Raw genomic sequence first — 25709 nt, 5'->3', positions numbered from 1 at the left:
CATAAAGTTTTTTACGCAGATTTGCAGATTTAAATAGATTTTTAATTTAACAGAAATTAAAAATCAGCTCTTATCTGCTTAAATCTTTGTGAAATAGTACGCATAAAAAAGTCGCAAAGATTTTAAACCTTTGCGACTTTGTAACTTTGAACCTCTGAACCTTATATATAACTTAAAAATAGAATCCGAAAGAACCTTTTACTGCAAATTTATTAGCATCTGGAGTATTTAGGTAACTTCCTCTCCAAGAGAAATCAATTCTGAAAACCTTGAAGATATTTCCAATTCCAGCATTGTATTCCCAATACACATTTTCAGGCGCATTATACGGTTGATCTGAAGCATTTATAGCTCTGTTTGCCTGTGAAATAGTTCCATGAACTGCTTTTATACCAACAAATTCTCTCCAGTTTAACTTTCTCATAAATGGCACTCGGGCGAATAACCTTCCTCCGAAATCATGATTCCATTGCAAAGTGGTATATTGATCTGTAATGAATTCATAAAAATTCAAATTACTGAATGTATTTTCAATTGTAAAATAAGTCTGGTTACCCGGAATTACACTCATTAAGCCTAACGGAATTGTTCCAAATGTTTTACCAGTTTCCAAAATAATATTTGATCTTCCTAAAGGACCAATAATAATGGGCTGTTTGTAAAAAACCTGTATTTTTTCATAAGCAAAATCACTGTTTAAAACACCTTTTAAGCCATAACTAAAGTTAACAAAGAAATGACTAAACGGACTGTCAACAAGGTCACGTTCTACTCCAAAGCCAATAGTTTTGCGATTTGGCATATATTCAAACTGAATATTTGCTTCTGACTGCGTTACCTTGCTTTCAATAACTCCCGTAGGATTTGCAGCTGATGGCAAAGTTGTATAATAATCAAGACTAAAAGTACTCGAAGCCGATTCTAATGTTCGATAAGAAACTCCGGCCTGAACTACGAAATTCTTTTTAACCTCCATCTCAACAGAAACATTACTCAAATTTATGTTAGTTAATTTTCCGTTGCTTCCTGTTGTAAATAAAGCCGACGACGCAAAACTTCTTCCTAAAATATCATTTGTTGTAGTTAAGCTGGCACCAATTTGTTCGATATCACGCCTATTACCTCCAGAAATAATAACTCGGTTTTTCTTGTCCACCATCCACTTTCCTGATACTCCGTATTTGAATTTATTATCGTCAAAACCGTATGCCGTGTATGCCTGTAATCGCCATGGATCATTTGGTCCAAAATAAGTTCTTCCTCCTACTCTTAATCTCAAGCCTTCAACTTCATTATATCCAAAAGTTGAGAATATAGGTCCATAATCGAAGTTTTTAAATTCGACATAACCACTTCCTAAAATAGAAACAAGACTGTACAATTGTTTAAATCGCTTAACTGTTTGCAATGTATCTAGCATTTTATAAATGCCCTGCTCGTCTTTATTTAATTTCTCGAAGCGGTTTTCTTCCCAAAAGTCATCCGGCCGTTCATAGACAGCATTGTCTATAAAATTGACCTCTTCCTTATAAAATTTCTCAGGCTTTTGAATGTTGAATTTATGATTTCGATATAATGTCGTTCGTTTTCCATAAACCCCTTTTGATTTTTCTTTTTTGTTTAAAGCAAAATCAGACATCATGTAATCACGAGTCAAGAGAAAAACAGAATCGTTTTCTACCTCAAATTCCTGCTCGATGTAAATGTCTTTTACCCAGTTAATATTGGCACTTTTAGTAACGCCCATATTAATTTTCTTAATGGCAAAAGTAGTATCGTTAACCCAAAAATCTCCTTTAAAAGTCAATTCGTTTTTACGTCTCGGATAAAAAACAATGTTGAAACACCATTTTTTGTCAATGTAAGCACTGTCTTTTAAGACATAATTATAAACATCAATTCCTGTTGTTGAAAGCGGACTTGTAAAACTTTTATCAAAAAACTTAAGATGGTTATCGTAAATATTATAATCCGAATAAAGATCTTTTACGAATGACAAAATTTGCTGATTTCCGTTAAATCCAGATGTCTTGCTTCCGTTAAGATTTTCTTTTACTTTCTTTAATTTATTATCTCCATAAACATCATATACTGATTCATTGATGAAAATTGGCAGATAAGTTTTTCCAGTAACATCAGAAGTATCCACATGATCAAATACAAACTCCATTCCTTTAAAGAGCTTATTTTTCATAAGAGCACTGTCAATCGTGTTCATGTCAAACTCGACTTTTTCGTACTTCTGCATCTGATATTGATTAAATTGATACAAGCCATTTTTACGTTTTCTTTCCCAAATTTTCCTCAAGATATCCAATGCTGGATTATTCTTTTTAGAAGTTTTTCCGGTAAAAATCACAACTTCATTCAAAGCTTCCGCTTCGCCCAAAACAATCTTAAAATTGTAATTGACTGCTTTATCCAAAGGAACTTCTTTATCTGAAAATCCTGCTGAAGTTACTAATAATGCTGTATAAGTATTAGGTGATTCCAGATAAAAACGTCCGTCTTCGTTAGAAACTATTCCGGTATTAGAACCTTTAAAAACAATATTCGCAAAAGGAATTGGCTGATTTGATTTATCCAAAACAATTCCACTCACTTTAGTTTGTGCAGTTCCAATACCCACGAAAGTGAATATAAAAAATAGGCTAAGTACAATTATCTTCTTTATCATCTGGCAAAAAAAAACTTCATCAATTAATATGACTGATGAAGTTTTATAAGTATGTTTATTTTACTATTTGTACATTACTTTCTTTACTGCTTTTACTACATCAGCTGCGTTTGGCAACCAATCTTTTAATAAAACAGGAGAGTAAGGCGCAGGTGTGTCTGCAGTTGTAATACGTTGAATTGGCGCATCAAGAAAATCGAAAGCTTGTTCTTGAACGATATATGTGATTTCAGATGAAATACTCGCAAATGGCCAAGCTTCTTCTAAAATTACTAAACGGTTTGTTTTTTTAACAGATTTAAGAATAGCATCTTTATCCATCGGACGTACTGTTCTTAAGTCGATAATTTCGCAAGAAATTCCTTCTTTAGCTAATTCGTCAGCAGCAATAAAAGCTTCTTTGATGATTTTTCCGAAAGAAACAATTGTAACATCTTTTCCTTCACGCTTAACATCAGCAACTCCTAAAGGAATTGTGTATTCTCCGTCTGGCACTTCTCCTTTATCACCATACATTTGCTCAGATTCCATGAAAATCACTGGATCGTTGTCACGAATAGCTGATTTCAAAAGCCCTTTTGCATCATATGGAGTTGAAGGCACAACAACTTTAAGACCTGGAGTGTTAGCAAACCAGTTTTCTAAAGCTTGAGAGTGAGTCGCTCCTAATTGACCTGCAGAAGCAGTTGGTCCGCGAAAAACGATAGGCACATTAAATTGCCCACCTGTCATTTGACGCATTTTAGCAGCGTTATTTATAATTTGATCAATACCTACTAAACAGAAGTTGAAAGTCATGTACTCTACAATAGGACGACAGCCGTTCATTGCTGAACCTACTGCAATTCCTGTAAAACCAAGCTCAGCAATTGGAGTATCGATTACTCTTTTTTCTCCAAACTCAGCAAGCATTCCTTTTGAAGCTTTGTATGCTCCGTTGTATTCTGCAACTTCTTCGCCCATTAAATATATGGATTCATCGTGACGCATTTCTTCGCTCATCGCTTCGCAAATGGCCTCTCTAAATTGTATTGTTCTCATATTTATATTGTATGTTGAATTTTCTGAAGAGCAAAAATAAATATTTTAAATAACTTAAAAGCATAAATTGAATTTAAAATCACATGAAGTTCTCTCTCTATGTCGCTTTTAACTTTTTAAATTTTTATTCTGATTATTACGAAATCGATATAACTGTAACTAATTCGTTCTTAAATGCATTTTTCAGACAAACGCAACACTATTTGTTAATTCTAATTGAGCAAAATTGTTTTCTAAAAACGTTAGAATTCGAAAAGTAGTATAAATCTGTCGAAAATTTAACAGTTGTTCAACGCAATCAAATTGCAAAATCATTAAGAATCAGCGCAAATGATTGATTTTTTATTTTTGAATGACAACAAAAGAGGATCTAAATCAAACAATCTTCGAAAACGTAATAGTTTTTAAAAAATATTATGCATGCATAGTATATTATTCCGATTTTAATTTCTAAATTTGTCAAAGCATATTATAAATATCAAAATATATACTTATGAAAATATTAGTTTGCATCAGCCATGTGCCTGATACTACTTCAAAAATTAACTTCTCCAATGGTGACTCAGAATTCGATACCAATGGTGTACAATATGTAATTAATCCTAATGACGAGTTTGGCTTAACTCGTGCTATTTGGTTCCAAGAACAACAAGGCGCTACTGTAACTGTAGTAAATGTTGGAGGACCAGATACTGAACCAACTTTGCGTAAAGCATTGGCAATTGGTGCAAACGAAGCAATTCGTGTTAATGCGAATCCAACTGATGGTTTTTTTGTTGCAAAACAACTTGCTGAAGTAATTAAAACTGGCGGATACGATTTAGTAATTGCCGGAAAAGAATCTCTAGATTATAATGGAGGAATGGTTCCTGGAATGATTGCAGGAATTTTAGGCTCTAACTTTTTAAACTCTTGTACCGCTTTAACAGTTGACGGGAATAATGTAAAAGCAGTTCGTGAAATTGACGGTGGAAAAGAAACCGTAAGTACAACTTTACCCTTAATTATTGGTGGTCAAAAAGGTCTTGTTGAAGAAAAAGATTTACGTATTCCGAACATGAGAGGAATTATGACAGCAAGAACAAAAGCACTTACGATTCTTGAGCCTGTTGAAGCTCCAATAAATACAAAAGCGGTAAAATTTGAAAAACCAGCTCCAAAATCAGCTGTAAAATTAATTTCTCCTGATAACTTAGATGAGTTAATTAATTTATTACACAACGAAGCGAAGGTAATCTAGTAATCAGTTTTCAGTCTCGGTTTCAGCTTTCAGTTTATCAACTTGAAACCTGAAACTTGAAACTCATAACCTCTAAACAAAAAATCATGTCAATATTAATATATGCAGAATCTGCAGAAGGAAAATTTAAAAAAGTAGCTTTCGAATTAGCTTCTTACGCAAAAAAAGTAGCCGAATCTTTAGGAACAACTGTTACAGCTTTAACAGTAAATACTAGCGACGTAAGCGAATTATCAAAATACGGAGTTGATAAAGTTCTAAAAGTAAACAACGATAAATTAGCAGGATTTACAGCTAAGGCTTACGCCGATGTAATCAAACAAGCTGCTGAAAAAGAAGGAACAAAAGTAGTTTTACTTTCTTCTACAACAGACAGTATTTATCTTTCATCATTAGTTGCGGTAGCATTAAATGCTGGCTTTGCTTCTAACGTTGTTGGATTGCCATTAAGCACTTCTCCTTTTCAAGTAAAAAGAAATGCTTTCTCAAACAAAGCTTTCAACATTACTGAAATCGACACAGATGTAAAAGTTCTTGGTTTGGCTAAAAACTCTTACGGAATTTTCGAAAGTGCAGGATCTGCAACTGAAGAAGATTTCAATCCATCAATTGGAGATAATGACTTTGGAGTAAAAGTAGAATCTGTAGAAAAAGTATCAGGAAAAGTATCTATCGCTGATGCTGATGTTGTAGTTTCTGGCGGACGCGGACTAAAAGGTCCAGAAAACTGGGGATTAATTGAAGATCTTGCTGCTGTTTTGGGCGCTGCAACTGCATGTTCTAAACCGGTTTCTGATTTAGGATGGAGACCTCACAGTGAACACGTTGGACAAACAGGAAAACCAGTTGCAACTAACTTATATATTGCAGTAGGAATTTCTGGAGCTATTCAGCACATTGCAGGTATCAACTCATCAAAAGTAAAAGTGGTTATCAATAGCGATCCTGAAGCGCCTTTCTTTAAAGTGGCTGATTACGGAATTGTTGGAGATGCGTTTGAAATCGTTCCTAAATTAACAGAGAAATTAAAAGCTTTTAAAGCACAACATTCTTAATTTAAAATTCTCTATAAAAATATAGCTGCCTAAAAACAAGATAATCGTATCTTTGTTTTAGGTAGCTTTTTTGTTCCATATTTTTTGATTAAAATTGCACCTTTATTTTCCAATCAAAAAAAGTATTAAAATGAGGCATTTAATATGCCCTTTTTACCAATATATATGAGTCTAGTAAAATTGTCTATAAAAGGAATTTCATACAGTCAAACTCAAAATGGCGCTTATGCCTTAATTTTGAATGAAGTTGATGGTGAAAGAAAATTACCTATTGTCATCGGTGCTTTCGAAGCTCAATCAATTGCTATTGCCTTAGAAAAAGAAATAAAACCTCCGCGCCCATTAACACACGATTTATTCAAAAACTTTGCAGAAAGATTTGATATTGTAGTAAAACAAGTTATCATTCATAAACTTGTAGATGGCGTTTTCTATTCAAGCCTAATCTGCGAAAGAGATAAAATTGAAGAGATAATCGACGCAAGAACTTCTGATGCAATAGCATTGGCATTACGTTTTAATGCTCCGATTTTTACTTATAAAAATATTTTAGATAAAGCTGGAATTTATTTAAAATCGAACACTGCAGAAACAGATCAAGGCTCTCAAGAAATTGATGATGTACTTTCGAACCCAGAAACTTTTGGACACGAAGAAGAAACAAATCAATCTGGTGATGTATATTCTAAACACAGTTTACAAGAACTGAACGAACTTTTAGATCAGGCAGTTTCTCAGGAAGATTACGAAAAAGCGGCCAAAATTAGAGACGAAATCTCGAAACGTTAGGATATAAGCTTTAAGCAATACGCTTAAAGCATGAAGCAAAAAAGAATTTCAAATGGTAAGCATTTAGGCGAAAGCTTAAAGCCTACTGTATAAAGCTTAAAGCAATCATGAAGCAATACTTAGATTTAGTAAAACATGTTTTAGAAAACGGCAACCAAAAGGGAGACCGAACAGGAACAGGAACAAAAAGTGTTTTTGGTTATCAAATGCGTTTTGATTTAAGCGAAGGCTTTCCGATGGTTACAACCAAAAAACTACATTTAAAATCTATTATTTACGAATTGCTTTGGTTTTTAAAAGGAGATACCAATATTAAATACCTTCAGGAAAATGGAGTGAAAATATGGGATGCCTGGGCAGATTCTGATGGAAATTTAGGACCTGTTTACGGTCACCAATGGCGCAATTGGAACAGCGAAGAAATTGATCAGATTTCTGAATTGATTACTGAACTAAAAACCAACCCAAATAGCCGTAGAATGCTGGTTTCGGCTTGGAATCCATCTGTTTTGCCGGACACAACAAAATCATTTAAAGAAAATGTAGCCAACAATAAAGCAGCTTTGCCTCCTTGTCATGCTTTCTTTCAATTTTATGTTACAAGTCCAGATGTTGAAAAAGGAGAAACAAAAGGAAAATTATCTTGCCAATTGTATCAAAGAAGTGCTGACATATTTTTGGGTGTTCCTTTTAATATTGCTTCTTATGCATTGTTAACCATGATGATTGCTCAAGTTTGCGATTTAGATGCTGGGGAATTTATTCACACTTTTGGTGACGCACACATTTACAATAATCATTTTGAGCAGTTAGAATTGCAATTAACTCGCGAACCTAAACCGTTGCCAAAAATGATTTTAAATCCAGAGATTAAAAACATTTTCGATTTTGATTATAATGATTTCACACTTTTAGATTATGAACCGCACGCGGGCATAAAAGGAAGTGTTGCTGTATAAATTTTAAAAAAATCCGCTTAAGTAAGCGGATTTTTTATACTACTAAAACACTATTTTCGCTTCCGGCAAAATCATTCCATTTATACGAATCTGCCTCAGGATCATTAATGTAAATTCCATCAATTACGTACTTAAACTCGTAAATTGCATCTTTCACTAAGTCATAAGTCGCTTTAAAAGTTCCGTTTTTTAGTTTGCTCAACATTCCCTCTTCTGCATTCCAATTGTTAAAATCTCCGACTACAGCAGCTGAACTTGCATCTTTAGCTTCTACAGAAAATGTAACTTTACATACTGGCTTTGTTTTGATAAATTGCTTCTTTAAAGACATAACTATTTAGTTTTTAGATTGATACATCTAAATTACGCAAATCCATCTGAATTTTCAACATCTTAATATCCGATTTGCGACAATATCAAAAACGCATTATTATTTTGAGCAAATCCGTAATTTTCACCACCTTAAATTCTGGATTTCAGATTTCAAACACGATTCAGCTTAAATAATCCGTTCCTAAAGTACTCCTGATTTCAAAAATAAATTCTAACTTTATGACCTCATACATTATTATCTTATGGAAAAAGAAGTACACGAACAATATGAATATGCAAGAAGAAGGATAAGACAAAAGAAAATCCTATATTTTCATTTTGTACTTTTTCTGCTAGGAAGTTTATTTTTATTTGTTGGCAATAGATTTTTTGGCCTTGGCGCAAGTACAACTACCAATCAAAATTGGTGTATTTGGGCTATTACAATATGGTTTTTTCTGTTTATTTTACACTTTATAAAAGTATATATTACAGATAGATTTATGAATAAAAAATGGGAAAGAGAACAAATTGACAGACTTGTTGCTTTACAGCAAAAAAGGATCAGTCAGTTAGAATCCAGAATAAATGAGGATACAGAACACAAAATTTAGCTTTAGATTACCATGATTATAATGATAGCGGCTGTTGCCGAAAATAATGCCCTTGGAAAAAACAACGAACTAGTTTGGCATTTGCCTAATGATTTCAAAAGATTCAAATCGCTTACCACAAATCATCACATTATTATGGGAAGAAAAACTTTTGAAAGTTTTCCTAAACCGCTTCCTAATAGGGTTCATGTTGTGATCACACGTCAGCCTGATTATAAACCTGAAGGTTGTATTGTCGTAGACAGTATTGAAAAAGCAATTGCTGTATGTCCAGAAAATGAAGATTCATATATTATTGGAGGAGGCGAAATTTACAATCTTGGATTACCACATGCCGACATTCTAGAAATTACAAAAGTTCATCACACTTTTGATGCTGATGCTTTTTTTCCTAAAATAAATGAAAACGAGTGGCAGTTAGTCGAAACTGAAGAAAACTTTAAAGATGAAAAACATCTTTACGATTACACTTATGAAACTTATATCCGTAAATAAAAAAACATCCTCTTTTGGAGGATGTTTTTTAAAAAACGATTGATTTTAGATCTGACTCTTTCAGGAAATAGTTTTCGTAAAATCACAAATGTTTAAAACATTTGAAATAACTGAATAACATTTAATGTTAATTGAGAATGAATCTCAAAAGAGCCTTTAATAACAAATACCACTAAGATATTAAAGGCAAGAAAATTAAAATTTCCAAAAACAAATTTAATCCTAAGAACGTATTTTGCACTTTTTAAAAAAGCATTGTAATTTGAAGAACAATACTTTGAAAACTACTTACAAGAACAAATGAAATTACCAATGCAAAAAGTAACCATTTGATTTAAGTCATTGTACTCTATCAATCATTAAAATTTTTCATCATTTTATCTTTAGCAAAATTGGGTATAAATCAAGCACTGCGCAATACCCACTTTTAGTGATTTTTTTAAAATACCCACTTTTAGTGAGTGACATTTTGCAGTAAAATCATACTTATAAACAGAGCTAAATGCCTTCTTTTAAAACATTTAATCCACAAATTAAAAAACGCAATTACAGTTAAGGCAGATTGTATTATATTTGCGTAAATAAAAAAAATGTCTGAAAAAATAACTCCATATAAAGACTCTTCTTTAGGTAAAAAAGAGCAGGTTGCCCAAATGTTTGATAACATATCTGGGAACTACGACAATTTGAATCGCGTAATTTCATTTGGAATTGATGTCAAATGGCGTAAAAAGGTATTAAAAATCGTTTCTGACAGCAAACCAAAAATTATTCTTGACATTGCAACAGGAACAGGCGATCTTGCTATATTAATGGCTCAAACAAATGCAGAGAAAATTATTGGCTTAGATATCTCTGCTGGAATGCTTGAAGTTGGAAAAAAGAAAGTTGCAGAAAAAAACCTTTCTAATACTATTGATTTAGTTTTAGGCGATTCTGAAAATATTCCTTTTGCGGATAATTATTTTGATGCTATAACAGTAAGTTTTGGTGTTCGAAATTTTGAAAATTTAGAAAAAGGCTTTGCTGAAATTCTAAGAGTTTTAAAACAAAATGGTGTATTTGTAATTTTAGAAACTTCGGTTCCTGATAAAACGCCATACAAACAAGGATATAAATTTTACAGTAAAAATATACTCCCTATTATCGGAAAACTATTTTCTAAAGACAATTCAGCTTACGGATATTTATCAGAATCTGCTGCTGTTTTTCCTTATGGAGAAGCGTTAAACAATATTTTGAGAAAAATTGGGTTTATAGATGTTGTGGCTATGCCTCAAACTTTTGGAGTTGCAACCATTTATTCTGCTTCTAAAAAATAGTATGAAAAAAACAGTAATCTTACTTTTATTAGTCTTATCGACAAACGGATATTCGCAATTTGCTAAAAGCATGTTTAGCAAAGATCCTATTATTAATCTCGAAAACTGGCAAAAGCAACGCCTTTACTTTGGATATTATTTAGGATTTAACAGCTTTGACTTTAAGTTTGATTATAAAAATGTCATGAATCAAGATATTCAGGTAAAGAAAACGACTGGTTTTAATGTTGGTGTTGTGGCTGATTTAAGATTGCAGGAATATATCAATCTGCGTTTTGAACCTGGTTTGTACTATACAAAACGCGATTTATATTACCCGAATTTCACTTCTCAAAACGATTATTTAAGAGAAGTAAACAGTACTTATATTCATTTTCCTTTACTTTTAAAATTCTCATCCTTACGTACTGGAAATATTCGTCCGTATTTAGTTGGCGGGATGTCGACGACGCTTAATTTATCAAGCAACTCGAAATCTCAAGATGACAATTCTGAACAAAAATTTAGAGTAAAGCCTTGGACAGCTGCTTATGAAGTTGGTTTTGGAATAGATATTTTCTCAGAATACTTTATTTTCTCTCCTTCAATAAGAGGTATGTTTGGTATATCAGATGAATTAATTCGTGATAAAGACCCAAATAGTCCATGGACAGGTAATATAGACTCAATGAAATCAAGGGCTATTTTAATAAATTTCACTTTTCATTAAAACAAATAGTTAACTATTTCGTTTAAATTCACTAAGAATAATTGCTGTTGCGGTAGCTACATTTAAACTTTCAGTTTTTTGCAGCTCTCCAAATCTAGGAATTGTGAGTCGGCTTGTCACCATTTCTTCAATCTCTGCTGAAATTCCATTCGCTTCATTACCCATAATGATGATTCCGTTTTGAGGCAAATTAGATTGATAAATGTTGTGCCCATCCATAAAAGTTCCAAAAACAGCTATTTTTGTTTGTGAAATAACGGTTTTTAAATCAACATAATTTACATTTACTCTAGCGATAGATCCCATTGTAGCCTGAACAACCTTCGGGTTATAAATATCTACAGTTTCTTTAGAGCAAATAATTTGTTTGATGCCAAACCAATCGCAAAGGCGTAAAATTGTTCCTAAATTTCCAGGATCACGAATATCGTCTAATGCCAAAATCAAACCTGAGTCGATCATTTTGTTTTCGGCCGGAATTTTAAAAACGGCCAAACAAGAATTTGGAGTCGACAAAGCACTTATTTTTTTAAGTTCCTGTTCATTAATAAGAGTTCGTTTTGAAGACTGAACCGCTTCAAAATCATTTTGTGTTGTGTATAAATGCTCTAATTCAAAATTGGATTGCAACAATTCTTGAATTACTTTTACTCCTTCAGCAAAAAATAATTGATTTGCAAAACGTTGCTTTTTTTGATGTAAACTTGAGATAAGTTTTATTTGGTTTTTACTAACCATAAAATAATGTACTTTTGAATTAAATATTTAAGAACACTTGAAAAAGAATTCCACAAAAATAACAGCATTTATTCTAATAGCAATATTTATTTCTGCTTGTAATGCCGTAAAAAGAGTTCCGGATGGAAAAAATCTTCTCGTAAAAAATAATATTCTTGTAAACGGAAAGTCTACAAACGACGAAACTGCGTCAAATCAAATGTACCAAAAACCTAACGGTACCTTGCTTGGTTTTAAATTACGCTTGAATTTATACAATTTAGCCAATTTAAATCCCGACTCAACTTATCAGGCAAAATTTAAAAACCATCCAGGTTTATATGAACGTCAGGCTAAAATATTATCTGCAAAACAGGTTGATCGCCTCGGACAGTCATTTTTATACAAAGGTATTCACGAATTCTTAAAAAATACCGGTGAAGCTCCTGTGATTATTGATACTGCGAAAGCAAAAAAAACATTGCTCCGTTTAAAATTCTATTATTTCAACAATGGATATTTTAATGTTCAAACCGATTTCAATGTAGATAGCGTGGGATTTAAAAAAGCTAAAATTAATTATAATATTATTACGGGTCCAGCCTACACTTTAGATTCTATTAAAACTACTATCTTGACTCCGGCCTTAGATTCATTGTATAAAACAAACAAAGAACCATCAGTCTTAAAATCTGGCAATCAATATAGAACCGCCGATTTTGAAGAAGAAAAAAATCGTATTACCACTTATTTTAGAAATAATGGTGCGTATTTTTTCCAGCCAACATATGTTACTTTTGATATCGATACTATTGGTAAAAAAAACAAAGCCGATATCAATTTAAAAATCAGTAATAACAATATTCAGGAAAGAGATTCAAGCAGAACAGAACCTTTCAAATTATATAAAATTAGTGACGTAAATATTTATACAGATTATTCGCCAACAAATGCCAAAGGCAAAGTTAGTGATAGTGTGACCTATAACAACTTTAACCTGTACAGCTACAAAAAATTAAAATACAAACCGCGCGCGATAACTGATGCCGTTTTTATTAATAAAGGAAGTTATTTTTCAGACACACGAACAACACTTTCTTCAAGATATTTAAACAATCTAAAGATTTTTAATTATCCTTCCATTCAATATGAAGTTGATAAACGCGATTCGACAGCGCAGTCTTTAATTGCCAATGTTTACCTTACGCCAAGAAAAAAATATAGTTTTGGTGCAACTTTCGATGTAACCCATTCTAATATTCAAGATTTTGGTCTTGGAGGAAGTGTTTCAGAAACTATTAGAAATGTATTTAACCGCGCTGAAACATTAGAAATTTCTGCACGTGCAAATATCGGCTCGTCAAAAGACATGGCAAATCCAAATAATAATTTCTTCAATGTCTCTGAATATGGTCTTGATATGAAATTGAATTTCCCGAGAATCTTGATGCCATTTGGAACGGAGAAAATTATTCCGAAAAGGATGATTCCGTCAACTGCGATCGCTGCCGGATTTTCAAAACAGCGAAACATCGGTTTAGATAAAGAAAATTTCACGGGAGGAATCTCATACAATTGGTCTCCAAAACGTCGTAATACTGTCAAACTTGATTTGCTTAACGCTCAGTATGTACGTAATTTAAATCCTGATAACTACTTCAATGTTTATACTTCATCATATGATGAATTAAATAATATTGGTAAAGATTATAACACAAGGCCTGCAAACTGGGGAGAAACGGTGGAAGAACAAGCCAAAGAAAACCTGACAATACCAAAAGGAACAGCCGGTTTTACTAATGACGTTTTAACTAATCAAACAGCACTTACGCCAGACAGAGCTGAATATAGAGATGTAGAAAGCATTGAAGAAAGAAGAGTTCGTTTGACAGAAAACGATTTTATTTTAGCTACAAGCTATACTTTTACCACGACCACAAAAAAGGATTTAGCAGACAATACTTTTTATCAGTTTAAAACAAAAATAGAATCTGCAGGAACTTTATTGTCCGCTATTTCAAATTTGGCAAGTCTGCCTAAAAATACTAGCGGCAATTACGAGATCTTTAATTTAGAATATTCAGAATATATAAAAACAGAATTTGATTACATCAAACACTGGGATTTTGGAAAAGAAAAAGTATTAGCAGTAAGAAGCTTTTTTGGAATCGCAATTCCGTTTGGCAATTCAAATTATGTTCCGTTTTCAAGAAGTTATTATTCGGGAGGTTCTAATGACAACCGTGCATGGCAGCCTTACTCATTAGGTCCAGGAAGCACAGATGCAATGGATGATTTTAATGAGGCAAATATGAAAATCGCGCTTAGTGCCGAATTTCGATTTAAAATTTTAGGCGATGTCAAAGGAGCTGTATTTGCAGATGCTGGAAATATCTGGAATGTGCTCGATAATGTGATAGATGAGAAGGCAAAATTTAACAGCGTAAACGATTTAGCTGAAATTGCTTTAGGCTCAGGATTCGGATTACGATACGATTTAAGCTTTTTTGTTATTCGTTTAGATTTAGGCTTTAAGACTTATAATCCGGCGCATGAGAAGGGAGATCGCTGGTTTAAAGAATACAATTTTGGGCACTCGGTTTTAAATTTTGGAATAAATTATCCTTTCTAATGCTAATTAATTCTTATTTTTGCAACCTAAAAACTAAAAACAACTATAAAAAAAATTACAATGGCACACAATATTAAACCGGGAGTAGCTACAGGAGATCAAGTTCAAGAGATTTTTAATTATGCAAAAGAAAAAGGTTTTGCATTACCAGCAGTAAATGTTACTGGTTCTAGCACAATCAATGGAGTTCTTGAAACTGCAGCAAAACTAAATGCGCCAGTTATCATTCAATTTTCAAACGGAGGAGCACAATTTAACGCTGGAAAAGGTTTGTCTAACGCTAACGAAAAATCAGCAATCGCTGGTGGAATCGCTGGAGCAAAACACATTCATACTTTAGCAGAAGCTTATGGTGCAACTGTAATTTTACATACTGACCATTGTGCAAAAAAACTTTTGCCTTGGATTGATGGTTTATTAGATGCTTCTGAAAAACATTTTGCAGAAACAGGAAAACCACTATTCAGTTCGCATATGATCGATTTGTCTGAGGAGCCAATCGAAGAAAATATCGAAATCTGTAAAGAATATTTAGCTAGAATGAGCAAAATGGGTATGACATTAGAAATCGAGCTTGGTATTACAGGTGGTGAAGAAGATGGTGTTGACAACTCTGATGTAGACAGCTCAAAACTATACACGCAGCCAGAAGAAGTAGCTTACGCTTACGAAGAATTATCTAAAGTAAGCCCTAAATTTACTATCGCTGCTGCTTTTGGAAACGTTCACGGTGTTTACAAACCAGGAAACGTAAAATTAACTCCAAAAATCTTAAAAAATTCTCAAGATTTCGTTCAAAACAAATTCAACACTGGTGCTAACCCTGTAGATTTTGTTTTCCACGGAGGTTCAGGTTCTACACTTGAAGAAATCAGAGAAGCAATTGGATACGGAGTTATCAAAATGAACATCGATACAGATTTACAATTTGCATACACTGAAGGAATTCGTGATTATATGGTTAAAAACATTGACTATTTAAAAACACAAATTGGCAACCCAGAAGGTGCGGATGTTCCTAACAAAAAATATTATGACCCAAGAAAATGGGTACGTGAAAGCGAAGTAACATTCAACACAAGACTTGAACAAGCTTTTGCAGATTTAAATAATGTGAACACACTATAATAAAAAAGTTTAAAGTTTCAGGTTTCAGGTTTAGCAACTTTTAACTTTAAACCTGAAACAAAAAAAACATTCAATATGGCTTGGTTTAAAAGACACGAAAAAGGGATTACGACTGCGACTGAAGATAAAATGGACGTTCCGAAAGGATTGTGGTACAAATCTCCTACTGGAAAAATTATTGATGCTGACGAATTAGCTAGAAACTTATTTGTAAGTCCAGAAGATGATTTTCACGTTCGAATTGGAAGCGCAACCTATTTTGAAATTTTATTTGACAACAACGAATTTGTTGAGTTAGATAAAAACATGACCTCTAAAGATCCTCTGCATTTTGTGGATACAAAAAAATATGCAGAAAGATTGAAAGATGTAATGGAGAAAACTCACTTAAAAGACGCTGTGCGTACTGGAGTGGGAAAATCTAAAGGAAAAGAACTTGTAATCTGCTGTATGGATTTTGCCTTTATTGGAGGATCTATGGGAGCTGTTGTTGGAGAAAAAATTGCTAGAGGTATTGATCATGCGATCAAAAACAAATTGCCTTTTGTAATGATTTCTAAATCAGGTGGAGCTCGTATGATGGAAGCTGCTTATTCTTTAATGCAATTAGCTAAAACTTCTGTAAAACTGGCTCAATTAGCTGAAGCGAAATTACCTTATATTTCTCTTTGTACTGATCCAACTACTGGAGGAACAACTGCATCTTACGCTATGTTAGGAGATATCAATATCTCTGAGCCAGGTGCTTTGATTGGTTTTGCTGGTCCGCGTGTTGTACGTGATACTACAGGAAAAGATTTACCAGAAGGTTTCCAAACTGCTGAGTTTCTTTTAGAGCACGGTTTCTTAGACTTTATCACGCCTAGAAAAGAATTGAAAGACAAGATTAACTTGTATATCGATTTGATTCAAAATAATACAATTAGATAGTTTTTTAAAACTATTCAAAATAGAAAATCCCAAGAAATTGCTTCTTGGGATTTTTTTATATCTTTATTTTAATTTTTTTTCTATGGTGAGAATTTTTATTGGCTTTATGATTTGTTTTTTTTTGTCAAATTGCGACAAGAAAGAACATGATATTCCTTATATAATTTCTCAGGAAAACAAAGAAATAGTTAGAGGTAAAGATACAATTCCTCCTCCTCCACCTATTCCTGGTTACTTATATTATGGAACTAACACTTTCATCATTGATAGAAATTCAAAGATCTATTATTTTCAAAGAAATGAAATAGGACATATTTCCGGAAATTGGGAAAGAAGCGATACTATTCCATACTTCATTAATTTACAACCAAAAGATTTAATAGAAATACCTGCTAATAATGTATCCGATTTAATAAAAGCAAATTACAAAGACAATTTCCGAAATATAACTTTTATAGCTTCAAAATTAGATACATTAAATTCAAAAATTTATTTCGATTTAGTTGATGTACTTAAATTATCATTAAAAGAAAGCGATCTATATTTTATTAGGAGAACAACTCAAGAAGAAGACACAGTTTTAAAATATAAGAAAAACAATGACTATTATAATTCAGAAGAGATCAAATGGGACAAAAATAGAATTACATTTCCTTTTATAAAACCAAAATTAGAAAAGAGAAAAAATTAAATCATCCCGCTTTTTTCAAATCCTTTTTCAATTCCCTTTCCGCTATTTTAAAAGCCAGCTTCTCACGCCAAATTGCATAACGTTCTCTAAAAACTACTTTTATGACGCTATCAACTGCACCATGCACAAATAAGCTCCACACGCTGGCCATTTTTCTTGTTATAGATCGATCCCATGCGCGAAGACTCAGCGAAAAAGAACCGTCTATATATTTCATCCAATGCCACATTCCGGTTGGCATGAATAAAGTGTCTCCGTGTTCCAGAAAAACTTCGTAGCCTTCAACACCTTTAAGAGCAGGAAATTTTTCAAAATCGGGGTTGGCAACATCATAATCTTCTAAAGCATATGTAGTATTTGGAACGCAATAAAGCCTTTTTTTCCATTTATTATCAAACAATATTATATGTTTTCTGCCTCCAAAATGCGTGTGAAAAAGATGAGGCAAATCGATATCATAATGTAAAAATGTAATAGCTCTTGAACCACCAAAAAACATGGCAGGCATACTTTCTATAAAACCACCCATTAATTCTTTTGGGATTTTTACATCATTAATTAATTCGGATCTGTGTTTAAAAAGATTAAAGAAAAAAATACGTAATTGAGTTGGTTCTCTTTTTATCAAATCAAGATATTCGCCAAATTTCATACTGGCAATCGAGGCATTAATTACTTTTGAAGGATCTGCTTTAGAATTGTCAACGAGTTTCACTTCAATATCTCCTGCAATTTCTTTAAAATAATCTGTAGACCATTTTTCTCGGGCAGGCCAATCTTTTGTTAGTCCTTTTATAATAAGAGGCTTTCTTTTATCTAGATAATTCTTTTTAAAATCTTCTCTAGAAATAGATTCAACGACATCAACAGGTTTTAGAATAAAGCTCATTTATTGATTGATTTAAATTGTCTGCTTACCAAAAATATCCAATTATTTCTAGCTTTAAAATTTATAATTATAACACAAAAAGAACATTACATTCCGGTTCGAATTGCCTCCACAGGATCTAAATTTGCTGCTGAAATAGCAGGCAGAATTCCAGAAATTAATCCGATAAGGGCTGCTAAGCCCGTTCCTAAAAGTATATTTCCCATACTTAAAACAAATTCAAAATCTAATGCTTTTGTCAAAATAAGTGCAATAGCCCAAACCATTAATAAACCGATAATACCTCCAATAACAGAAAGAATAATGGCTTCAAATAAAAACTGAAATAAAATAAATCTGTTTTTAGCACCCAGTGATTTTTGAATTCCAATTAAGTTGGTTCTTTCTTTAACAGAAACAAACATAATATTAGCAATCCCGAATCCTCCAACTAAAAGAGAAAATCCGCTTATAACCCAGCCAACAAAATTCATCTGGCCTAAAATTCCATCAATAAAATCAGTAAAACCTGAAAGTACATTTACGAAAAAGTTATCCATTTCTCCTGCTTTCATACCTCGAATTGCTCTTAATTTTTGAGCAACTTCAGCTTTGTAAGCATCCATATCAACACCTTTTACCGGTTTCAAAACAATTACAGGTGTCATGGCGTCGCTGTCTCCATACATTCTGCGTAAAAAATTAGCAGGCAAATAAACAGAGGTATCATTACTGTCTCCAAAAAATCCTGCACCTTGTTTTTCAATTACTCCAATTACAGTAAAACGCTGACCGTACAAACGAATATTTTTTCCGATAGGATCAGAAGTTCCAAAAAGACCTTCTGCAATATCATATCCTAAAACAATAACTGCAGTTCCTGAATTCGATTCAGATTCGTTGTAAAATCTTCCTTTATCAAAACTTAGTCCATCTACATCTACCATTTCAAAAGAAGATGGAATAATATTTACATCTGCAACTGTTTTAGAATCGTATTTTAAACTCTCGTGACTTACGAAAAGCTGATAACCAACTTGCTCCGTATTATTCAATGAGTTTTTTAAACCTATGTATTCGTCATATTTTACATTTGGAAACTGCTCTCTCTTCCATTGTGGAATTTCAGAAGGACCAAAACAATATTTCATTAAATAAATTGTATTTTTATCTAGGCTGCTCAAATCTTTTGAAATTTTTCTATCTAAAGAATCAACAGCTGCCAATACGGCAATAATTGAAAAAATACCAATTGTAACACCTAATAACGACAATAAAGTTCGCAATTTATTATTCCGTAAAGCGTTTATGGCAAAGCTCAGACTTTCTTTTAATAATCTTAGATAAACTAGCATATATTCGTATTTTTCAGTAAAGTAAAATTCAATAAATTAAAATCAAAAACCTAATAAAAGTTAACTTACTCATCAGTAGTTTTTTTTAGCATAATGTTACACTAATTTTCTTTAAAATAATATTTAAAAAAACTACTTTTGCAGTCTGAAAATCATAACTACACAATGAGCACAACAAAAAAAATACAATCAGCATTAATATCTGTTTTTTCGAAAGATGGACTAGAGCCAATCGTTAGAAAATTGCACGAACAAAATGTAACACTTTACTCGACTGGAGGAACTGAAGATTTCATAAAAAACCTTGGAATTCCCGTAGTTCCTGTTGAAGATATTACTTCTTTTCCTGAAATTCTTGGAGGAAGAGTAAAAACGCTTCACCCGAAAATTTTTGGCGGAATTTTAAACCGTCAAGATAACGAAAGTGATGTACAGCAAATGAAGGAATTTGATATTCCTCAGATTGATTTAGTGATTGTTGATTTATATCCTTTTGAAAAAACTGTTGCCTCAGGTGCAAGCGAACAAGATATAATTGAAAAGATTGATATTGGCGGTATTTCATTAATTCGCGCTGGTGCAAAAAACTTCAAAGACACTGTAATTGTGGCTTCGGTTAACGAATACAGCCTGCTTCTAGATTTGATTACAGAACAAAATGGAGCAACAACTCTTGAAAACAGAAGACTGCTTGCTACAAAGGCATTTCATGTTTCATCTCATTATGATGGTGCAATTTTTAATTATTTCAATACAGACGAAACTATCTACAAAGAAAGTATTGCAGATGGTCAAGTTTTAAGATATGGAGAAAATCCACACCAAAAAGGATTCTTTTTTGGAGATTTTGATGCAATGTTTAAAAAAGTTCACGGAAAAGAGTTATCTTACAACAACTTGTTGGATGTTGATGCAGCTGTAAACTTAATAAATGAGTTTAAAACTGACGGACCAACATTTGCAATTTTAAAACACAACAATGCTTGCGGTTTAGCTTCAAGAAAAACAATCAGCGAAGCTTATTTAGCAGCATTAGCTTGCGATCCTACTTCTGCATTTGGCGGAGTTTTGATTGCAAACACTAAAATTGATTTGGCTACAGCGCAGGAAATCAACAAATTATTCTGTGAAGTTGTAATTGCTCCAGCTTACGATGATGAAGCGATTACCGTCTTGCAAGAAAAGAAAAATAGAATTATATTAGTTCAAAATGAAGTTGAATTACCTTCAAGACAAGTAAGAACTTGTCTTAATGGTTTGTTAATTCAGGATAGAAATAATATTACAGATACTAAAGAGCATTTAAAAACCGTTACTATTACAGAACCTACTGCTTCGGAAATAGAAGATTTAATATTTGCTTCAAAAATTTGCAAAAACACAAAATCAAATACGATTGTTTTTGCTAAAAACGGAACATTAATTTCATCAGGAACGGGTCAGACATCAAGAGTTGATGCTTTAGTACAAGCTGTAGATAAAGCAAAAGCTTTTGGATTTGATTTAACCGGTGCTTCAATGGCAAGTGATGCATTTTTCCCTTTTCCGGATTGTGTAGAATTAGCCAAAAAAGCAGGAATTACAGCAGTAATTCAGCCAGGAGGTTCAATAAAAGACGAATTAAGTATAAATTATTGCAACGAAAATAATCTTGCAATGGTATTTACAGGAACACGTCATTTTAAACATTAATTTGTTTAACTTTGTTCGATAATTATTTATAACATTTTAAACCCCTAAAAAACTTATGGGATTTTTTGATTTCATGACTGAGGATATCGCGATAGACCTTGGTACCGCAAACACTTTAATCATACATAATGATAAAGTTGTTATTGATAGTCCATCTATCGTTGCACGTGATAGAGTATCAGGCAAAATTATTGCTGTTGGTAAGGAAGCCAATATGATGCAAGGTAAAACGCATGAAAACATCAAGACCATAAGGCCTTTGAAGGATGGTGTAATTGCCGATTTTGATGCTTCAGAAAAAATGATCAATATGTTCATTAAAAGCATTCCAGCTTTGAAAAAAAGAATGTTTACTCCAGCGTTAAGAATGGTAGTATGTATTCCATCTGGAATTACTGAAGTTGAGATGAGAGCTGTCAAAGAATCTTGTGAAAGAGTAAATGGAAAAGAAGTTTACTTGATTCATGAGCCCATGGCAGCTGCAATTGGTATTGGTATCGATATCATGCAGCCAAAAGGAAATATGATTGTCGATATTGGAGGTGGTACAACTGAAATTGCTGTTATCGCATTAGGCGGAATTGTATGTGACAAATCTGTAAAAATTGCAGGTGACGTTTTTACAAATGATATCGTTTATTACATGCGTACGCAACACAACCTTTTTGTTGGAGAAAGTACTGCTGAAAAAATAAAAATTCAGATAGGAGCCGCTATAGAAGATTTAGACGGTCCTCCAGAAGACATGTCAGTTCAAGGTAGAGATTTACTTACTGGTAAACCAAAACAAGTAGATGTTTCTTACCGTGAAATTGCAAAAGCATTAGACAAATCAATACAACGTATTGAAGATGCAGTAATGGAAACTTTATCTCAAACTCCTCCTGAATTAGCTGCTGATATTTACAACACAGGTATTTATTTAGCTGGTGGTGGATCTATGTTGAGAGGCCTAGACAAACGTATTTCTCAAAAAACCGATTTACCAGTTTATATAGCTGAAGATCCGTTAAGAGCAGTAGTTCGTGGAACTGGAATGGCACTTAAAAACATTGCAAAATTTAAAAGCATCTTAATAAAATAAGATCAAAAATAACAAATCAATATTTTTTTATTAGAGTTAAATTACAATCATTTAACTCTAATAAAATTTGAAAACATAAGCATATCCTGAAACAAAATAACCGAACAAGAAATGCAGCAAATTTTTAATTTTATTATAAGAAACAGCAATCGATTGCTGTTTTTGCTGCTTTTAGGTATCTCGTTGGCTCTCACAATTCAGTCACATTCATTTCATAGAAGCAAAGTAATCAGTTCTGCTAATTTTTTAAGTGGAGGTGTTTATGAAAGAATTAATCATGTAAATGAATATTTAAATTTAAGAACTGAAAACAACGAACTTATACTTGAAAATGCAAGATTAAAAAGTCTTTTATTCAATAAAGAAGACACTGCAAAAGCACCGTTGCCAGACAGCATAAAAGGAGTAAAACCTGCAGATATTGTTGTTTCGAAAGTAATTCATAACTCATACAATAGACACGAAAATTATATTACTTTAAATTCTGGAGCAAATGAAGGAGTTAAACCAGATATGGGAGTAATAAACAGTTTAGGAATTATAGGAGTTATTGATAACACTTCGCCAAGATACTCAACAGTAATAAGCATTTTGAATATGAAGTCGCAGATTAATGCGAAACTAAAAAAATCTAATCACTTTGGGTCATTAACGTGGGATGGAAAAAGCACAGGATTTGTTCAATTAGAAGACGTTCCTAGGCTAGCTTCTGTAAAAAAAGGAGACACAATCGTTACAGGTGGTCAGTCTGTAATATTCCCAGAAGGAATTAACATAGGCACGGTGGATATAGTGTTCAAAAAAGAGGGTACAAGTTATTATGTTATAAAAGTTAAGTTGTTTAACGATATGACAAATCTTGGTCACGTTTATATCATTAAGAGTAAAGACAGAGAAGAACTTATTAATTTAGAAAAAAAGGAAAAAGATGAATAGCGCATTGTTAGTCAATATTTTTCGATTTATTATGTTACTAGCAATTCAGATTGTTATTTTCAATAATATGAATTTCTTAGGGTACATAAGCCCTTTTCCGTATATTCTATATATAATTCTTTATCCAGTAAACAGTAATAGATCAGGTTTGATTTTTTCAAGTTTCTTGCTTGGACTTACAATGGATATGTTTTGTAATTCGGGAGGAATTCATGCAACATCTTGCGTAATACTCGCCTATTACAGACCGTATATTTTTAAATTTTCATTTGGATTAAGTTACGAATATCAAACTATTAAACTAAACGAATCGTTAACGCCTGAGCGATTTTCATTCATTTTAGTTTCAGTTTTATTGCATCATATCATATTATTTGTACTTGAAGCATTTCAATTTAAGTTCATTTGGGATATTTTGCTTCGAACCTTGTTTAGCTCGATATTCACGATAATCACTTCAATTATAATAATTTACCTTATTAAGCCAAATAAACGATGAGAAAAGTTCTGCTGCCCTCTTTAATTATCGTCGCAGCATCTTTGCTTGTGATGAGGGTATTTTATTTGCAAATTGTAGACGAGTCATTCAAGTTAAAATCAGAGAACAATGCAATAAAGAAACAGTATGACTATCCAGAAAGAGGTTATATCTATGACAGAAATGGCAAATTATTAGTTGCCAATCAAGCTTCTTATGATATCATGGTTATTCCTAAAGATATCAAAGAAGATTTGAACGTTAATGAATTCTGTGCTTTATTAAACATCACAAAAGAAGATTACGAAAAAAGAGTTGCAAAAGCGAGAGTATACAGCCCACGTTTACCTTCTGTGTTTTTATCTCAATTGAACAAAAGCGAATTCGCTGCCTTTCAAGAAAAAATCAGAAAATTTGAAGGCTTTTATTTCCAAAAAAGATCACTTCGTGATTACGAGGTAGACTATGGCGCAAACATTTTCGGATTTATCACGCAGGTTAACGAACGACTAATTGCAAAAAATCCGTACTACAATAGTGGAGATTTAATTGGAAGACAAGGTGTTGAAGAAAGCTATGAAGAAGTTTTACGCGGTATCAAAGGTGTAAAATACATTCAAAAAGACAAATACAACCGTGAAATAGGTTCTTATAAAGAAGGAAAATACGATACTATCGCTGTTGCCGGAGAAGACATTAACTTAACAATTGATGCTGAACTTCAAAAATATGGCGAAGAATTAATGATAAACAAAAGAGGAGGAATTGTTGCAATTGAGCCAAAATCTGGCGAAATTTTAGCACTTGTTACGGCTCCATCTTACGACCCTGGAATTTTAGTTGGAAGACAAAGATCTAAAAACTATACGCTTTTGTATCATGACTCGATTGCAAAGCCATTATACGACAGGGGACTTTTAGCAGAGTATCCTCCAGGATCGCCATTTAAAATCTTAACCGGTTTAGTTGCGCTTCAAGAAGGTGTTATTAATGAGCAGACTACTTTTATGTGCCATCATGGTTTTAGCTATGGTAGAGGTCGTTTCATGAAATGCCACGGATTTGGTCCGCACCAGTTAAATAATGGAATTTACAACTCCTGTAATACCTATTTTGCACAGTCGTATATGTTGACCATCAACAAATACAAAGATCCGGGTCAAGCTGTAGATGTCTGGAGCGGTCACGTAAAAAGTTTTGGTTTAGGACAATTTATGGGATATGATTTACCAACTGGTAAAAAAGGAAACATTCCGACTTCTAAAACTTACAAAAAAATATACCCTAACGGAGGCTGGAGAAGTACTACTATCGTATCAAACGCTATTGGTCAAGGAGAAGTTTTAATGACTCCAATTCAGTTAGCTAATATGATGGCAACTGTTGCGAACCAAGGTTATTACTATACGCCTCATATCATTAAAAAAATCGAAGGCAAAAAGATTGATGCTAAATTTACCACCAGACATGAAACTACAATTGACAAAAAGTATTTTCCTCCTGTTATAGCTGGTTTATTTGATGTTTACAACAAAGGAACTGCTTACGCTCTAAGAGTTGAAGGCATTGACATTTGTGGAAAAACGGGTACTGCGGAAAACTACGCAAAAATTGACGGTGTTCGAACAAAACTCAAAGACCACTCTATCTTCGTTGCTTTTGCTCCAAAAGATAATCCGAAAATTGCAATTGCAATTATGATTGAAAATGGAGGTTTTGGTGCTACAGTAGCAGGACCAATTGCAAGTTTAATGATAGAAAAATATCTTAGAAAGAAAATTTCAAGAACTGATTTAGAGATTCGAGTTTTAAATAAAAGTTTAGCAAGCGAATATGCTAAATTAGGGGGAATGACAGAAGCAAGCGCTATTGAATCAACTCCTAAAGATTCTGTCATGAAAGCTAAAATTATTGTTCCAAAGGCAGTAGTTCCAAAAACAGACATTAAAAAAACAACAATAGATACCACTAAAGAGAACTAACAA

23 protein-coding genes are annotated in these 25709 nt (G+C 32.9%); 17 read left to right on the top strand and 6 right to left on the bottom strand.

Annotation, left to right across the window (positions count from 1 at the left end; genetic code table 11):
- Positions 1-172: 172 nt before the first annotated feature.
- Complete coding sequence (locus tag IRZ83_RS08520; protein WP_228515174.1) at positions 173-2677, bottom strand: DUF5686 family protein; 2505 nt, start codon at positions 2675-2677, stop codon at positions 173-175.
- 63 nt (positions 2678-2740) lie between these two features.
- Complete coding sequence (locus tag IRZ83_RS08515; RefSeq protein WP_029271820.1) at positions 2741-3718, bottom strand: pyruvate dehydrogenase complex E1 component subunit beta; 978 nt, start codon at positions 3716-3718, stop codon at positions 2741-2743.
- Positions 3719-4211: 493 nt separating this feature from the next.
- Between IRZ83_RS08515 and IRZ83_RS08510 the strand changes: the two genes are divergently transcribed.
- From IRZ83_RS08510 to IRZ83_RS08495, 4 genes are all read left to right on the top strand, one after another.
- Positions 4212-4958, top strand: a complete 747-nt coding sequence (locus tag IRZ83_RS08510) for an electron transfer flavoprotein subunit beta/FixA family protein (protein WP_029271819.1) — start codon at positions 4212-4214, stop codon at positions 4956-4958.
- A gap of 86 nt (positions 4959-5044) precedes the next feature.
- Positions 5045-6013 (top strand): electron transfer flavoprotein subunit alpha/FixB family protein, encoded by a 969-nt coding sequence (locus IRZ83_RS08505; RefSeq protein ID WP_029271818.1) that lies wholly within the window; start codon positions 5045-5047, stop codon positions 6011-6013.
- 165 nt (positions 6014-6178) lie between these two features.
- The gene (locus tag IRZ83_RS08500) at positions 6179-6802 is read left to right on the top strand and encodes a bifunctional nuclease family protein (protein WP_029271817.1); all 624 of its coding nucleotides are present in this window, start codon (positions 6179-6181) and stop codon (positions 6800-6802) included.
- Between the two features lie 107 nt (positions 6803-6909).
- Entirely contained in the window at positions 6910-7761 is an 852-nt protein-coding gene (locus IRZ83_RS08495; RefSeq protein WP_194568076.1) for a thymidylate synthase, read from the top strand.
- Positions 7762-7795: 34 nt separating this feature from the next.
- Here the strand turns inward: IRZ83_RS08495 and IRZ83_RS08490 are convergent, their stop codons facing one another.
- Positions 7796-8092: an isoamylase early set domain-containing protein gene (locus IRZ83_RS08490; RefSeq protein ID WP_029271815.1), complete on the bottom strand. Its 297-nt coding sequence runs from the start codon at positions 8090-8092 to the stop codon at positions 7796-7798.
- A gap of 244 nt (positions 8093-8336) precedes the next feature.
- Between IRZ83_RS08490 and IRZ83_RS08485 the strand changes: the two genes are divergently transcribed.
- From IRZ83_RS08485 to IRZ83_RS08470, 4 genes are all read left to right on the top strand, one after another.
- Positions 8337-8687, top strand: coding sequence for a 2TM domain-containing protein (locus IRZ83_RS08485; protein ID WP_029271814.1), 351 nt, complete (start codon positions 8337-8339; stop codon positions 8685-8687).
- 12 nt (positions 8688-8699) lie between these two features.
- Positions 8700-9182 (top strand): dihydrofolate reductase, encoded by a 483-nt coding sequence (locus tag IRZ83_RS08480; RefSeq protein ID WP_194568074.1) that lies wholly within the window; start codon positions 8700-8702, stop codon positions 9180-9182.
- 590 nt (positions 9183-9772) lie between these two features.
- Positions 9773-10504 carry a bifunctional demethylmenaquinone methyltransferase/2-methoxy-6-polyprenyl-1,4-benzoquinol methylase UbiE gene (gene ubiE, locus IRZ83_RS08475; protein WP_194568072.1) on the top strand — a complete coding sequence of 244 codons (732 nt, stop codon included), beginning with the start codon at positions 9773-9775 and terminating at the stop codon, positions 10502-10504.
- A gap of 1 nt (position 10505) precedes the next feature.
- On the top strand, positions 10506-11213 hold the full coding sequence (locus IRZ83_RS08470; protein WP_029271811.1) for a porin family protein: 708 nt from the start codon (positions 10506-10508) through the stop codon (positions 11211-11213).
- A gap of 9 nt (positions 11214-11222) precedes the next feature.
- Here IRZ83_RS08470 and IRZ83_RS08465 read toward each other — a convergent pair whose 3' ends face one another.
- Entirely contained in the window at positions 11223-11951 is a 729-nt protein-coding gene (locus IRZ83_RS08465) for a TrmH family RNA methyltransferase (RefSeq protein WP_029271810.1), read from the bottom strand.
- 37 nt (positions 11952-11988) lie between these two features.
- Between IRZ83_RS08465 and IRZ83_RS08460 the strand changes: the two genes are divergently transcribed.
- From IRZ83_RS08460 to IRZ83_RS08445, 4 genes are all read left to right on the top strand, one after another.
- Positions 11989-14562, top strand: coding sequence for a BamA/TamA family outer membrane protein (locus IRZ83_RS08460; protein ID WP_194568070.1), 2574 nt, complete (start codon positions 11989-11991; stop codon positions 14560-14562).
- A 60-nt stretch (positions 14563-14622) separates the two neighbouring features.
- On the top strand, positions 14623-15690 hold the full coding sequence (gene fbaA, locus IRZ83_RS08455) for a class II fructose-bisphosphate aldolase (RefSeq protein ID WP_029271808.1): 1068 nt from the start codon (positions 14623-14625) through the stop codon (positions 15688-15690).
- A 75-nt stretch (positions 15691-15765) separates the two neighbouring features.
- Positions 15766-16620 (top strand): acetyl-CoA carboxylase, carboxyltransferase subunit beta, encoded by an 855-nt coding sequence (accD, locus tag IRZ83_RS08450; RefSeq protein ID WP_029271807.1) that lies wholly within the window; start codon positions 15766-15768, stop codon positions 16618-16620.
- An 82-nt stretch (positions 16621-16702) separates the two neighbouring features.
- Positions 16703-17311 carry a hypothetical protein gene (locus IRZ83_RS08445; protein ID WP_194568068.1) on the top strand — a complete coding sequence of 203 codons (609 nt, stop codon included), beginning with the start codon at positions 16703-16705 and terminating at the stop codon, positions 17309-17311.
- Between the two features lies 1 nt (position 17312).
- Here the strand turns inward: IRZ83_RS08445 and IRZ83_RS08440 are convergent, their stop codons facing one another.
- Together IRZ83_RS08440 and IRZ83_RS08435 are read right to left on the bottom strand one after the other, a co-directional pair.
- Positions 17313-18200 (bottom strand): cupin-like domain-containing protein, encoded by an 888-nt coding sequence (locus IRZ83_RS08440; protein ID WP_194568066.1) that lies wholly within the window; start codon positions 18198-18200, stop codon positions 17313-17315.
- 86 nt (positions 18201-18286) lie between these two features.
- A complete protein-coding gene (locus IRZ83_RS08435) occupies positions 18287-19534 on the bottom strand; it encodes an ABC transporter permease (protein WP_029271804.1) in 1248 nt (415 codons plus the stop codon).
- A gap of 165 nt (positions 19535-19699) precedes the next feature.
- On the opposite strand from IRZ83_RS08435, the gene purH reads away from it, so the two are divergent.
- The 5 genes from purH (at position 19700) to mrdA (ending at position 25706) form a co-directional block, all read left to right on the top strand.
- Positions 19700-21226, top strand: a complete 1527-nt coding sequence (gene purH, locus IRZ83_RS08430; protein WP_194568064.1) for a bifunctional phosphoribosylaminoimidazolecarboxamide formyltransferase/IMP cyclohydrolase — start codon at positions 19700-19702, stop codon at positions 21224-21226.
- Between the two features lie 55 nt (positions 21227-21281).
- Positions 21282-22310: a rod shape-determining protein gene (locus tag IRZ83_RS08425; protein ID WP_008466528.1), complete on the top strand. Its 1029-nt coding sequence runs from the start codon at positions 21282-21284 to the stop codon at positions 22308-22310.
- Between the two features lie 111 nt (positions 22311-22421).
- Complete coding sequence (gene mreC, locus IRZ83_RS08420) at positions 22422-23246, top strand: rod shape-determining protein MreC (RefSeq protein WP_194568062.1); 825 nt, start codon at positions 22422-22424, stop codon at positions 23244-23246.
- A complete protein-coding gene (locus IRZ83_RS08415; RefSeq protein ID WP_082447148.1) occupies positions 23239-23745 on the top strand; it encodes a rod shape-determining protein MreD in 507 nt (168 codons plus the stop codon). Before mreC ends, IRZ83_RS08415 begins: the two co-directional genes overlap by 8 nt.
- Positions 23742-25706 carry a penicillin-binding protein 2 gene (mrdA, locus tag IRZ83_RS08410; protein WP_194568060.1) on the top strand — a complete coding sequence of 655 codons (1965 nt, stop codon included), beginning with the start codon at positions 23742-23744 and terminating at the stop codon, positions 25704-25706. The genes IRZ83_RS08415 and mrdA overlap by 4 nt, the downstream gene beginning before the upstream one ends.
- Positions 25707-25709 lie beyond the last annotated feature (3 nt).

This window comes from Flavobacterium sp. JLP (assembly GCF_015350755.1).
Taxonomy (GTDB): domain Bacteria; phylum Bacteroidota; class Bacteroidia; order Flavobacteriales; family Flavobacteriaceae; genus Flavobacterium.
The sequence above is the reverse complement of the archived record's forward strand: the minus strand, read 5'-3'. Positions and strand labels throughout refer to the sequence as shown.

What these genes read in the sequence shown, in the direction of transcription:
- IRZ83_RS08520 (WP_228515174.1), bottom strand. Translation starts at nt 2,677, where the DNA reads ATGATAAAGAAGATAATTGTACTTAGCCTATTTTTTATATTCACTTTC.
- IRZ83_RS08515 (WP_029271820.1), bottom strand. Translation starts at nt 3,718, where the DNA reads ATGAGAACAATACAATTTAGAGAGGCCATTTGCGAAGCGATGAGCGAA.
- IRZ83_RS08510 (WP_029271819.1), top strand. Translation starts at nt 4,212, where the DNA reads ATGAAAATATTAGTTTGCATCAGCCATGTGCCTGATACTACTTCAAAA.
- IRZ83_RS08505 (WP_029271818.1), top strand. Translation starts at nt 5,045, where the DNA reads ATGTCAATATTAATATATGCAGAATCTGCAGAAGGAAAATTTAAAAAA.
- IRZ83_RS08500 (WP_029271817.1), top strand. Translation starts at nt 6,179, where the DNA reads ATGAGTCTAGTAAAATTGTCTATAAAAGGAATTTCATACAGTCAAACT.
- IRZ83_RS08495 (WP_194568076.1), top strand. Translation starts at nt 6,910, where the DNA reads ATGAAGCAATACTTAGATTTAGTAAAACATGTTTTAGAAAACGGCAAC.
- IRZ83_RS08490 (WP_029271815.1), bottom strand. Translation starts at nt 8,092, where the DNA reads ATGTCTTTAAAGAAGCAATTTATCAAAACAAAGCCAGTATGTAAAGTT.
- IRZ83_RS08485 (WP_029271814.1), top strand. Translation starts at nt 8,337, where the DNA reads ATGGAAAAAGAAGTACACGAACAATATGAATATGCAAGAAGAAGGATA.
- IRZ83_RS08480 (WP_194568074.1), top strand. Translation starts at nt 8,700, where the DNA reads ATGATTATAATGATAGCGGCTGTTGCCGAAAATAATGCCCTTGGAAAA.
- ubiE (WP_194568072.1), top strand. Translation starts at nt 9,773, where the DNA reads ATGTCTGAAAAAATAACTCCATATAAAGACTCTTCTTTAGGTAAAAAA.
- IRZ83_RS08470 (WP_029271811.1), top strand. Translation starts at nt 10,506, where the DNA reads ATGAAAAAAACAGTAATCTTACTTTTATTAGTCTTATCGACAAACGGA.
- IRZ83_RS08465 (WP_029271810.1), bottom strand. Translation starts at nt 11,951, where the DNA reads ATGGTTAGTAAAAACCAAATAAAACTTATCTCAAGTTTACATCAAAAA.
- fbaA (WP_029271808.1), top strand. Translation starts at nt 14,623, where the DNA reads ATGGCACACAATATTAAACCGGGAGTAGCTACAGGAGATCAAGTTCAA.
- accD (WP_029271807.1), top strand. Translation starts at nt 15,766, where the DNA reads ATGGCTTGGTTTAAAAGACACGAAAAAGGGATTACGACTGCGACTGAA.
- IRZ83_RS08445 (WP_194568068.1), top strand. Translation starts at nt 16,703, where the DNA reads ATGGTGAGAATTTTTATTGGCTTTATGATTTGTTTTTTTTTGTCAAAT.
- IRZ83_RS08440 (WP_194568066.1), bottom strand. Translation starts at nt 18,200, where the DNA reads ATGAGCTTTATTCTAAAACCTGTTGATGTCGTTGAATCTATTTCTAGA.
- IRZ83_RS08435 (WP_029271804.1), bottom strand. Translation starts at nt 19,534, where the DNA reads ATGCTAGTTTATCTAAGATTATTAAAAGAAAGTCTGAGCTTTGCCATA.
- purH (WP_194568064.1), top strand. Translation starts at nt 19,700, where the DNA reads ATGAGCACAACAAAAAAAATACAATCAGCATTAATATCTGTTTTTTCG.
- IRZ83_RS08425 (WP_008466528.1), top strand. Translation starts at nt 21,282, where the DNA reads ATGGGATTTTTTGATTTCATGACTGAGGATATCGCGATAGACCTTGGT.
- mreC (WP_194568062.1), top strand. Translation starts at nt 22,422, where the DNA reads ATGCAGCAAATTTTTAATTTTATTATAAGAAACAGCAATCGATTGCTG.
- IRZ83_RS08415 (WP_082447148.1), top strand. Translation starts at nt 23,239, where the DNA reads ATGAATAGCGCATTGTTAGTCAATATTTTTCGATTTATTATGTTACTA.
- mrdA (WP_194568060.1), top strand. Translation starts at nt 23,742, where the DNA reads ATGAGAAAAGTTCTGCTGCCCTCTTTAATTATCGTCGCAGCATCTTTG.